This window comes from Butyrivibrio sp. AE2005, assembly GCF_000686965.1.
Classification (GTDB): Bacteria; Bacillota; Clostridia; order Lachnospirales; family Lachnospiraceae; genus Butyrivibrio; species Butyrivibrio hungatei_A.
Map to the genome: position 1 here is coordinate 1 of NZ_KK366045.1, position 12,655 is coordinate 12,655.

At 41.8% G+C, this 12,655-nt stretch carries 6 protein-coding genes; 1 reads left to right on the plus strand and 5 read right to left on the minus strand.

Annotated elements, in window-relative coordinates:
• From DL92_RS0116865 to DL92_RS0116875, 3 genes are all read right to left on the minus strand, one after another.
• On the minus strand, positions 1 to 843 hold an 843-nt coding region (locus DL92_RS0116865), incomplete at its 3' end, for a transposase (protein ID WP_034469630.1).
• 189 nt (positions 844 to 1,032) lie between these two features.
• Entirely contained in the window at positions 1,033 to 5,949 is a 4,917-nt protein-coding gene (locus DL92_RS21705; RefSeq protein ID WP_026668368.1) for a methyl-accepting chemotaxis protein, read from the minus strand.
• Positions 5,950 to 6,015: 66 nt separating this feature from the next.
• Positions 6,016 to 7,554 carry a glycoside hydrolase family 32 protein gene (locus DL92_RS0116875; RefSeq protein WP_026668369.1) on the minus strand — a complete coding sequence of 513 codons (1,539 nt, stop codon included), beginning with the start codon at positions 7,552 to 7,554 and terminating at the stop codon, positions 6,016 to 6,018.
• 247 nt (positions 7,555 to 7,801) lie between these two features.
• Here DL92_RS0116875 and DL92_RS0116880 point away from each other — a divergent pair, with 247 nt between their 5' ends.
• Positions 7,802 to 8,860, plus strand: coding sequence for a LacI family DNA-binding transcriptional regulator (locus DL92_RS0116880; protein WP_027208777.1), 1,059 nt, complete (start codon positions 7,802 to 7,804; stop codon positions 8,858 to 8,860).
• Between the two features lie 568 nt (positions 8,861 to 9,428).
• Here DL92_RS0116880 and DL92_RS0116890 read toward each other — a convergent pair.
• Positions 9,429 to 11,156, minus strand: coding sequence for a methyl-accepting chemotaxis protein (locus tag DL92_RS0116890; RefSeq protein ID WP_026668372.1), 1,728 nt, complete (start codon positions 11,154 to 11,156; stop codon positions 9,429 to 9,431).
• A 15-nt stretch (positions 11,157 to 11,171) separates the two neighbouring features.
• Positions 11,172 to 12,584, minus strand: coding sequence for an extracellular solute-binding protein (locus DL92_RS19815; RefSeq protein WP_081816942.1), 1,413 nt, complete (start codon positions 12,582 to 12,584; stop codon positions 11,172 to 11,174).
• Between the last annotated feature and the right edge of the window lie 71 nt (positions 12,585 to 12,655).

Consider the following 12,655-nt stretch of genomic DNA (forward strand, 5'->3'; position numbering starts at 1 on the left):
GATCTTATCGTAAAGTCCTTTGAATGTACGGCTGTCATGCTCATTGCCTGGGTTGACAGTGAAATCTAAAATCCATCCGTTCTTGTCACAGGCTGTTTCAATTCCATACGCGAATACATTCTTATGTTCACCTTTCCTGAACCATCCACTTTCAGGATCGGTAGTGCTGCACCTTACTTTCTTGGTATCTTTAGGAACGTCGTCTGTGAAATCACTGAAATCATCATGTCCACCAGCACCTTTATCGTCATCATCATCCTTGTCTTTAAGTGGCTTTTTGCCATGCTCAGCTCGGTCTTCGTTTATTTCCTTTTTGAGCATTTCTTCGTAGAACAATGCTTCCTGCTTTGCAAGTTTATGCTGCATCTTTCTGTTGTTTGCTCTCGCCTTTACATGAGTAGCATCTACAAATACAGCAGTAGGGTCTACCAGCTTGAAGCGATAGCAGTCTTCAAGAATGCGCTGGAATATCTGCTCAAAAAGGTCTGTATCCTTAAAGCGTCTTGTATAGTTCTTTCCAAAAGTTGAAAAGTGTGGGACAGGCTCGTTAAGCTCTAAGCCCAGGAACCATCTGTATGCAACGTTGACTTCTATTTCCTTGATAGTTTGTCGCATGCTGCGAATTCCGTATAGATACTGAATGAAAGGGATTTTAATGAGTGTGACAGGATCCATGCTGGGCCTGCCCATATCTGATGAATACTTATCTTCAACAAGGTCATATATGAATGACCAGTCAATTGCTTTATCAATAAGCCTGAGCATGTGATCCTGAGGTACCAGATCATCCATGCTCACAAACTGCATTTGTTCACGCTTTCTTTCGGTATTAGAAGTCATCATAAAGGCAATCCTCATCCCCAACTTTGATACTTCTATTATACCAGAAAAAGTACCTCAAGCCCAGATAAATACTGGGCTCGAGGCACTTTTATAAAGAAAAATCCACGGCAGATGCCGTGGACTTTGTCTACAGTCTGAAGACTGTGCCCTCTTTTTTAGAAGGCACAGTCTTTTGACACTCACATCTTTTTAATTATTTAGAAGACGATTAATCTCATCAACCATGTCATTGATTGCACTAGCCTGCTGTGCAACATGCTCAGTATTTGTAGCATTATTTCCAGCCATGGTACTGATAGCCACAAACTGCTCGTTCTCACTTCTGATACTCTCTGCGATATTCTGGTTAATCTCAACCTGTCCTGTAATCTCTTCTACGTTCTTCTGAACTCTTTCAATTATTGCACCAACGTCCTTAAGTGAGCTCTGCGTGTTTTCTGCAAGCTTACCAACTTCAGTTGCTACAACAGCAAATCCCTTTCCATCATCACCCGCTCTTGTGCTATTGCTCCTACCTTCGCTATCAGAACCACCTTCTCCAGAATTTTCTGACGTTCCATCATCTTCACCAGGATTCTCAGCATTGCCACCTTCTCCGGGTTCGGGCTTATCTCCATTTTCCTCATCATCTGAGTTCTTGTCAGCATCTTTGATAACTACAGAAAGTCTTCCGCCATCGTAGCTGTCGTTTCCGTCAGGATCCACAGCAAACATTACGATGTCACCTTCGTGAACAATATACTCTTCATCGAATGTTATCTCTTTTTCAGAATCAAAGTTGCCCTGGGTAATTCCACCAAACCACTTCTTTTCTTCGCCGTTTACGAAAATTCTCATGCAAATGCCGTTGGCATCAGGGTCTTCATTATTGGCAAACTTGGTGTAGCTTCCGCAAACCTTTATTTTTCCTGTATTAACTGCTTCCCATCTGTATGCAGCGTTTCTGCCATTTCCGGGCTCTACAAAATCCCTTTTCAGCTCAGGTTTTCCGTTATTATAGTATCTTTCATTATCAGGATCATAGGAAAGCTCTTCAAAGTTCTTTCCATCCCAGTCGCACATTCCATAGGTCCAGCCATCTGTGCCCTGCTCACCAAATGATTCAAAGAGATTAGTGTTGTTAGTCCGCAGTTCCTCACCTTCAGCCTTCTCTTTTGCCGCATAAACCCTCGCAGACAATCTACCTGCGTCATAGGCTATATTATTCTTTCCGTCAATAACAAATGAAAGCTTATCACCTCTCCTGACGTCAAGCTGAGTAAACATGAAGTCTGCCTTGTTATCATTGCCATCTCCCTGCAAAACCGCTATATCTTTTTCCTCAAGAAGCTCTTCATTTAAGAACACCTTAAGTCCCACACCATCCGGATAATCAGGATTTGCGTCAGTCTGCCCGAATTTGGTATAGTCGCCAAGCACATCGATTTTTCCATCTTCGTACACTACCCATTGATATATTGCTGCCTTCTTCTCTCCGGGATGAACAAAGTCTTTCTTCATTTCGAGATTCTTATTGGAAGGAGAAATAAAAGCAGTCTTATCCTCATTAGCATATACAAGGACTTTTGCACTGTTTAAGTCTTTTCCTTCAAGGAACCACCATCCGTCCTTACCCTGCTCGAATGATTCAAGATTACCGAGTACAGTGTTGTTGGTCCTGACTTCATCGCCTACTGAAACCTTGATTCCTTCAGAATCAGCAATATCAATTTCAAGTCTTCCTCCGTCCCAGGCATTATTCCTGTTGCAGCCTATGTCAAAAGTAAGGATGTCTCCCTTCTTAACCTGCAGTTTCTCGATGTTTACAGCTCTTGCATTATCGTTTCCTTCACCTTTCGAGCAGTTGCAAACAGTGTTATACAGTCTGGAGTTGTTCTTGAAGATCTCGATAGTTACGCCGTCAGGCCAGTCTGCATTTGGATCTTCATGGCCAAACTTCACATACTGACCGGTTATATCTATTTCTCCGTCAACTGCCACAACCCATTTGTACATTGCATCGGCATTGAGCCTTGGCTGCACAAAGTCCTTCTTCACTTCGAGGCCGCTAAATTTTCTTGAAATAAACCCTGTTCCATCAGCAGTCTTCTTTGACAAGACCTCTGCTTTGTCTATTCTTCTGCCTTCAAGATAGTACCAACCGTTACTGCCCTGCTCCCCAAAATCATAAGAAAGATTTGCATAATTCTTCCCGCTGTTATTGACCATCTTCATGGTCCTAAGCTCTGCATCTTCGATCACAAAAGTAAAGTTTCCGCCGTCATAAGCGGTATCTGCCTTTCCATCTACCAAAAGAGTAATGCAATCTCCGGCACGTACCTCAACATCCTCTACTGACAGATCCTTCGTGATCTTCTCATCGGTAAGTGGCGCGAAATCCTCTTTTTTCAAGACTTCTCTGTTCTTGAAAAGATACACTGTCACGCCGTCCGGCCAATCCGGATTTTTATCTTCATTAAGAAGTTTTGTATAGGATGCCATTATGTCGATCTTGCCGTTTTCAGCTGCGACCCACTTCACATTTGCAGATCTTCCCTTGTTAGCAGGCATGATGAAATCACGTTTTATCTCTATTCCGTCAAGAGTCGTGTATTTCTCGCCATTTTCTTCAAGTCGCTCAACGTTCACAGCAAAGTATGGATCCTGATAGTATCCTGACTGGAAGCACCAGCCGTTTTCTCCCTGCTTTCCGAAATCATCCTGGAGTGATGCGTTGTTTGAACGGCCTTTATCCCAATTTATAACGTCTCTCTCTGTCTGTCCCGTAAGCGCAGACAATCCCTTTATGGAAAAGTTATAAAGACCTGCATCATAGGCATTGTTTTCCTTACAATTGATGACCATTGATATATAGTCATCCTTGGCAACATCAAGTCCTGCAACATCAAGTCTTTTGGTAACTTCATTGAGTTCAGCATCAAAATCCTGCTGAACTAAAACTGTGCCATTATGATACAGTGTCACCCTTGTTCCATCCGGCCAATCCGGATTTTTATCCTCGTTCTTAAGCTTTGTATATGAAGCATCAATCCTGATCGTTCCGTTCTGGGCTACTTTCCACTTGATAACTGCGGACTTGCCCTTTCCGGGATTCACAAAATCTCTCTTTATCTCCAGATCGCGTGAATCAATGTATCGCTCTTCTTCAGGGCTGTATTTTCGCATATTGTAGGCGACGAACGGAGCATCTCCTATGCTTTCCTGGTAGAACCAGCCATTTTTTCCCTGCTCACCAAAATCATATTTAACATCAGCAAAGTTCTGCCTTGTCTCGCATTCGTTGATCGATATATCATTTTCTGTGGTAACATCGGTGAGGTCAAAAACGGAAAACTCGTATTTTCCCGCGTCATAGGCGTTGTTTTCCTTACAATTGATGACCATGGAAATATAGTCGTCCTTATTTACTTTTAAGGACTCAACATCCATGCGCTTAGATATTTCCTGCTTGGTGTCTGGCGCAAATTCCTCCTGTGTAAGAACCGTATTATTATGATAAAGAGTAACCCTGGTTCCGTCGGGCCAGCTTGGATTCTTATCCTCATTCTTAAACTTGGTATAGGAAGTATTAAGCCTGATTGTTCCTGTTTTTGCGACCTTCCATTTGATCACAGCAGATTTTCCTTTTCCGGGACTTACAAAATCGCTCTTTATCTCCAGGTAGCTGCTGTCAAAATATCTGTACTCCTTTTCGTCAAAGATGCGCATATTGCATACATCATTTGGGTCATCTCCATAACCTTCCTGATAGAACCAGCCGTTTTCTCCCTGTTTGCCAAAGTCATATTTAACGTCTGCGTAGTTTTCTCTTGTATCATCTCCGGCAATAACAACGTCTTTTTCGGTTGTGGCGCCGGTCCTGTCAAGGATTGCAATATCGAATGCGCCGCCATCGTAAGACGCATTTCCTCCTGCATCAACCACAAAGTATAATCTGTCTGACGTGCTTACGCTTACATTCTTTTCCCTGAAAGAAATCTCATTCTTGCCCTTCTTTGGTGCTGCAACTTTTTGGGAAAAGAGCTTTTCTCTGTTCCTGTAGACAGACACAGTTACACCATCCGGCCAGTCAGGATTTCCGTCGTTTTGCTCAAACTTGGTGTAAGTTCCTCTTATTTCAACGGCACCATCGACCGCAGGCTGCCAGCACAGCATCGCCTCATCATTTATTGATGGATGAATAAAGAACTGGCTGATTGAAAGATTTGGAGATGTAGAATTCATGTACTCTCCGTCCTTTTCTGTTGATACAAGTTTTGCATCAGCGATGCTTTTTCCGCACATATAAGTCCAGCCATTATTTCCCTGGTGGCCGAAATCATCAATGGAATAAGCATTATTATCAATTCTGTCTGTATCCTTTTTCGCTGTAGGACCGCCGGCATTTACATCGGAAATGGCAACATATAATGAACCACCGTCGTAAGCGTTGTTCATGTTCGGATTCACAACAAAGTACAGGCTTTCCAACTCATCGACATGTATATCTTTTAAGGACTCTTCTACAACTTCTTCCTTGTCTGTCTTTGCATCGACCTTGTATCTTCCGATAGGTTCATCCCCCTTGTAAACGTACAGTGTTACGCCATCAGGATACATGGGATTTTTATCATTATTTACGTTTTTGACATATGCAAGGTCAATATTTATATCTCCGCCCTTTGCAGCTCGCCACTCCAGTATTGATGCGACTTCCTCCGCGGTATGAATAAAATTGGACTTTATCTCTAATCCCTTTTGTCCGGGCTGAAAGTATCTCTCTCCATCATAAGATTCAAGTCTCTTAGACCTTGCCGGGTCCTGTGATGATCCATATCTGTAAAACCATCCGTTATTTCCCTGCTCTCCAAAATCTGCAACGTTAAAAGCATTATTGGTGCGGTTTTCATCATCAACATATTCCGGTTCGATATAGTCATGCGAAAAAAAAGATGAAGGCCATGAACTCGCAAGCGCAACAATCTCATCCTCGATTGACTGCTGAAGCGCTTCTTTAGTTCCGCATACCGCAATTCCTGTGCAGGTTGCAACGATCGCGAGCATTCCCCCGAGTGCAACTTTATATTTTGATGCAACTGCCACTACTTTTTTTAAATCTAACCCCATAACATTCCACCTCTATAAACGATATCTGCTTCCTAAGCCTTCTCCCAAAAGACAACTATCCTATCCTTACTTAAATGCCTTCAAATCTTCAAAACTTGCCTTTGATTCAACACTAAACACCCCAAAATCAGAGCCCTGTGACATGTACATCCTTGTTGTGAAAGCAATCTCATCGTTGACATACATGCACACAACGCCGTCTGCAACAAGCAGTGAAACATTCAGCTCATTCTTATCTGCTAAATTGAAATCAACATATGACTGAGCTGTTCTTTCCATAATATTGCTGCCGTTGTAGAACTCAATCCTGTTGTTGGCGCCGTTAAACACAATGTTCAGGCTTCCGACACTTTCTTCGTTTGTATCAAAGCAGAACCCAAACATACCGTCTTTATCAAAATCCCTGATCGTGGTCTTAATAAGATAACTGCCAAGAAGCTCCTTAAATCCCGCCATCTCATATTTTTCACCGGCAAAAGATATAACGCCCTCCGAAAGAGAAGCTGAATCAGTCATCTTGACTGGTGTAAGCGAAAGCTCATTAGATAAAAGCTTTTCAAGCTCAGGGTTTAAAACAGGTGTGAGGCTTCCATCTCCATGCTGCACAAGCTTATGAGTGACCATATTTCCGCCCCAGTCGTAGTCCTCATTGTCTGTATGCTTTTTCTTCGTTCCGTTCCATCCGACAACATATAAGTTCTCTCCGTCTGTCTCCATTCTTCCTGCATAGAAGCCGTTGCAGTCAAAGATGTCCTGTGAAGGGATCTCAAACGGGCCCTCAAAATTGTCTGCTATCCTGTAATGAACAAGCCTGTGAGGCCACTGATCAGAGAATGACAAGTACCACCTTCCTTTATAAGAAAGGAGTGTCGGGCATTCCAGATTTGAATCGGTTCCCATATCATTTTCAAAGAAAACACCGGCATCTTCCCAGCTCTTTAAGTCCTCTGAAGTGTATCTTGCAATGACTCCGATGTTGTTCTGTCTTGTTGCAACAAGCATTGAATAGCACTTTTCTGATTCAACATAGAAAACAAACGGATCCCTGAAGTCGTTCTGTGCATAATTCTCGTTTGCATAAAGTGTATCTTCGGGAATCTTTTCCCAATTTATAAGATCGCTGCTGACAGCATGCATCACTGCTTCTTTTGGCTCAAACATATCGTTATGTCCAGTATAAAAAGCATGGTACTTACCGTCATTTCCCTTTATTACACTTCCGGTTCCAAGAGCTATGTCCTGGTCTTCTACAGCGTCTCCATAATTCAAAACAACTCCCTTGTCATCATATGAGGCAAAGTCTGTAGTCTGGATCAGCCCCCAAGGGTGATATCCCTGCTTACCGTCTCTCTGGTCTGCCAGGTAAAAGACATTGTACTTTCCCTCGTCGTAAAACGGCATTGTATCGCCCACAAGTCCCTCCACTGATGACGGAAAAACGATATGATCTTCAATGTTCTCTCCCAGATACTTTTCATCCGCTGACTGCACGTTTTCCTCTGTTGTTTCATCTAAAGTAGTATCCGGTTCTGCGGCTTTGTATGAGCATCCAACACTGGCGATGGTCATAATGCCAATCAAAAGCAATGTTTTTATTCTATGCATAATTCCTCCCTTGGTGATTTTGCACTATCACTTGACAGAAACAATATAGCATTTTGTGTCATTTGTATCAATCTAAAAGTGCATATGACACTGCTTTTCGTGAAATTCAGTGTTTTTATGGGTTTCTTTTTTGTAAATTATGCACAATTGTCATACAGAAATTAGTGCATTTGACACATTACTATTGCAGCGTTATGATATTTACCGAATATAAAAAAACTCAGAAAGTATTGAGGGGACATCCATTATGGGAAAAAGAGTAACATTACAGGAAATTGCAGACGCACTTGGAATGTCAAGAAATACTGTTTCCAGAGCACTTAACAACTCAGGAAGCGTATCTTCGGAAACCAGGAGTAAGATCTGTCAGATGGCTACAGCCATGGGCTACAAGCAGTTTAGTTTAGCTGATACCGCTGATACAGCATCAAGTACGCTCTTAGCATTAAAGGACGGCAAGACAGAAATAGCCCTGTTCACTCATTCTTTTCCCGGTGCATCCCATTCAGGAACCAAGCTTCTTGAGGCATTTCAGAACAGAATAGATTCACTGGGCTACAAGCTTTCAATCAACATTATTAAAGATAATGATATTGAATCCTTAAGCCTCCCAACTAATTTTTCCATGGACAATATAGCAGGAATTCTCTGTATAGAGCTCTTTTCCGAAAAATACAGCAAATTCCTCTGCAGCCTGAATATTCCCATTCTCTTTGTAGATACCCCTGTTCTTCAGAAATTCGGATTGGCAGCTGATACTCTCTACATGGAGAATGTTACAAGCGTCTACCGCCTGATCAGTTCATTTATCCAAAGCGGAAAGAGAAACATCTCATTTGTTGGTGACAGATTCCATTGCCAGTCCTTCAATGAGAGGTGGCAGGCCTACGTTTCAGCCATGACAGATAGCGGGATTGGCATCGACACCGGATCCTGTATTCTTGATGACGACACGAGTCCGTACAAAGATACAGATTATCTCGCTGCAAGGATCAGCGAGCTTGGGAAAATGCCTGAAGTTTTCTTTTGTGCCAACGATTACCTTGCAATCTGCACCATAAAGGCCCTTAGGCAGCTTGGTAAAAAAGTTCCGAAGGACGTTGCGGTCTGCGGATTTGATAATGCGCCCGAAGCCACCATCATCGAGCCAAGTCTTACCACGGTGAAGATCCATTCAAGCTCCATGGGCTTTATTGCTGCGGATATTCTGCTTTCCAGGATCGCAAATCCAAATACTCCTTACAAAAAAACATATGTAGAAACAGATATCATAATAAGAGAATCAACCGGAAATACGATTAAATAAACTACACTTTTTAAAATATTGTTCAGCAAAGTGCGAGAAGCCCTTGCCCTGGTATTTGAACGCCATAGAAAAATAAATGAAAAGACCAAGACTTCTATATCCCCAGCAGATGAGGAATTACTAAAAAGTCTTGGTCTATATATCAATGATCAATTTCTGAAAATGATCTTACCTGTTGCAGGATCCATTCCATCAACTATTGCAAGCCTTGGTATGCGCCGATTGAATGTTGACAATTACGTTGTTCTATACATTGTAGATGAAACCAATGAGCGCGTTGAAATTGTCCGTAAACCTTATGGCGCAATGGATCTTGATAAATTCTTTGAAAAATGACCTAATATTTCAAAAAGCACAAATAACTATCAAACTTTTGCTCCCTAATCACTGTATTTATCGGTTTAAAAAATTGCACGAAAAAACGTGTAACCATGCAGCTTTATCGGGTTATAGTCGGATAAAAAAGTTTCCCTTGTATCTACCTCATAAGGGCAAAAACAAGGGAAAACCGCAATCCAATCACTATATAAAGGTTCACAATCCTTGTAAATAAGGGAAAGTTACCTTGTTATATCTTTGAGAAAATAGCCGTTTCCTCATCAAGTTCGCCTGCAATACGGCTATTCTCATCCATACGTCTTGAAATATTGTCCATATCGGATACAAGTACCTGAGTGCTTTCAGCTGCTGAAGAAACACCGCGGACGCCGTCTTCTATGGATGTTGTGATATTGTTGATAGACTCTGCTATATCACTGAAAGTTGACTTAAATCCTTCTGTCTTATTGCTGAAGTCGTTCATGACGCTTTCGATGTAATTGGCATTCTCTTTATATTTTTCGCCATCTTCAACAAACTTTTCAAACTGAGGCAAGATTGAATTCTGCAAATAATCAACAAGTTCATTTGCGCTGCTTGAAAGATTATGAGCCGCCTCAACAACAACAGAGTTGATTTCCTGAATGTTTCCGGCAGTTCTCTTACTGTTTTCGGCAAGAGATCCAATCTCACTCGCAACAACCGCAAAGCCTTTTCCGGCTGCTCCTGCTCTTGCAGCTTCGATAGAAGCGTTAAGAGAAAGAAGGTTTGTCTGTGTCGCAATACTCATGATCTCAGCTGTAAGTGAATTAACCTGATCAACACTCCGGCTGTCTTCAATAGCCTGATTAAGAGATGTAAGAATATCCTCAACCTTAGCATTTGTTTCAGCCATAGTTGTTCTTGCAGACTGTTCCATAGCATCCGCATGCTCTTTCATAATCTTTGAATATTCATTTATCTCGTGACTCTTATCAGCCATCTCATCAACTTCAGCTCTTACAGCTTCCGTATTTTTATTAATAGTACCTGCACTGTCCGCAACCTCCTCCATAGTAGCGGTAAGTTCCTCCGTAAGCGCAGAAAGATCTGCGGCACTGCTGTTTGATGTCTTTACACTTCCCAAAACATCGCTTACAACCTTATCCATTGCAGATGAATTGTTTGTGATGGTCAAAAAGATATTCTGAAGATGTTCAATAAATGAGTTGATACCCTTACCAAGAGCTCCGATCTCATCATTGGATTCAATCGTGATACGCTTTGTAAGATCCCCCTCACGTCTGTTGATACCTTCAATGATTTCATTAAGCTCCGCCTCAGCCTTGATCACAGGGCTTATTACATGTCTAAGTACAATGTAAAGTGCAATTACCACAGCAAGAATACTTATAAAAATCACCGCAAATCCCGAAATTCTTGCAACCATATAACTGGAGCCGAGATCCTGTCTTGCTGTATCGGAACTATCACGAAATACACCAATAATATCGTTGATGTCTGCATTCAACTGCTTTGAGCTCTCAGCAACAAGGCCATTTGCAGTCGCATATGCATCCTTGGTTTTCTGAGCTGCGCTCTGTGCCAAAAGAACCTTAACCGCATCTCTGAAACCATGATAATCAGCAATCATCTTATCATAGCTTGCCGTGCTATCCTTGGTGACATACTTTTTGTAATCAGCCATTGTCTGATCCATAACTGCCTCTTCCGCTTCAATTTCGGTAATTACATAAGTCATCGTCTCAAAATCAGTGGCTACAATATGTGACAGAGCCAAAGTATGGATGCTTTTGGATGTCTGTCCGATAGTATCAAGTTCATTTATGGCAGACATATAGTCATCCGCAATTGTTGACGCTGTCTTATTTACTTTTCTAAGGTTTGTTAATGACATTACATTTGAAAAAATGGAAACAAATCCCAATAGAAGGACCGGAACCATAATCATTACACGAATACTTGCTTTTCTCTTCATCGATCCAACCTCCTATTACTCACTTACCTCAGAACTTGCTTCTGCGCCGGCATCACTATCCGAGCTATCACCCTCTTCCGCAGTTTCTTCCGCAGAATCTTCTGCTGCCTCTTCTGTATCTGTTTCCTCTCCCGAAGTCTCAGTACCTTCCGCATCTCCTGTTGATTCTATACCTGTAATGTCGGTAACCATCTCATTTAAAAGTGTCTGCAGATTTTTGCCCTTAGTATTACCCTCGCTTATAATTGTTCCAAAATTTGTTGCAGGATCCCAGAATGTTCCACCGACTCTCTGAAGACTTGCAAACTCAGCCTGCTTCTGAAGTGCCTGAAGTCCCTTTGACTGAGCAACTTCACCTGAAGATGAAGCTGCAGTATTTGAAGGTCCCTGACCTCTCATCGAGAATCTGAGACTCTGATTCTGTTCATTTGTCATCCAATCGGCAAACTTATTTGCCCAAGCAGTATTTTCAGAATACGAATTGACACCTACAAGCTTATATCCTGCATAGCTTGACATCTGAAGCTGCTGCCCGGCAACAGTATATGTGGGAAGCTTTGTTGCAGCATAATCATTGCCCCATGCTTCCTTAATCTCGTTTTCATCCCATGTTCCGCTAATTCCCGCAATAATAGTTCCATTTGCAGCCCCAACGCCAAAGTCATCATTAACCGCACTCAAAAATCCCGGATTGCGAGCGATATCTAACATAGCCTGTGCAACATCCACACCCTTTATCTTGGTATTTTTTGCATTCCAGTTACAGAAAGTAGATATTCCGTCGTCATCAAGACCGATTTCCATATCTGTATTACCGAAAAATGAATAAATATACCAACCTGAAGTCAGTTCCATGAATAACTTTTTTCCCTCCCGTTCAGCAACAGCAAGGATTCCGTCCATAGTCTGCACATCTTCATCAGTCAAATACTTTTTATCATAAAAAAGAAAATATCCATTATCCGCTGTCAAAGGATAAGCATACAGATTTCCGTTAAAAGAAGCAGCCTCACTTGAAGCCGCAAGATTTCTTCCTGATATTTCCGAAGCATTGGGAACTTCTTTAAGAACACCCGACGCAATCAGCGCAAGCAACTGGTCATCCGCAAAAGTAAAAACATCAGGTGCATTGAGAACATCACCGAGAATATCATCCTTGGCAGAAGACTCGCTATGAGCTTCAAATGTAATATTGAATTTTGCCTGTGAGGAATATTCAGCTTCAAAACTTGATATGATCTGATTAATAAGATCTGTATCTTCTTCAGATCCCCATACTCTGAGATTAATATCTCCTGAAGGAAGCTCATTCTCATTAACAGCTTCTGCCTCAGAAATTCCTTCCTCACCGCCACTTGCACCACAACCTGCAAGTGAGCACAAAGAAATCACTGCAGACAGTAAAATTGTTAACACTTTTTTGAACATATTACGCCTCCTATTTCATTCTGAGGAAATAACCTATCATAATATTTTATACAATTCAATCAGTGCTGTAA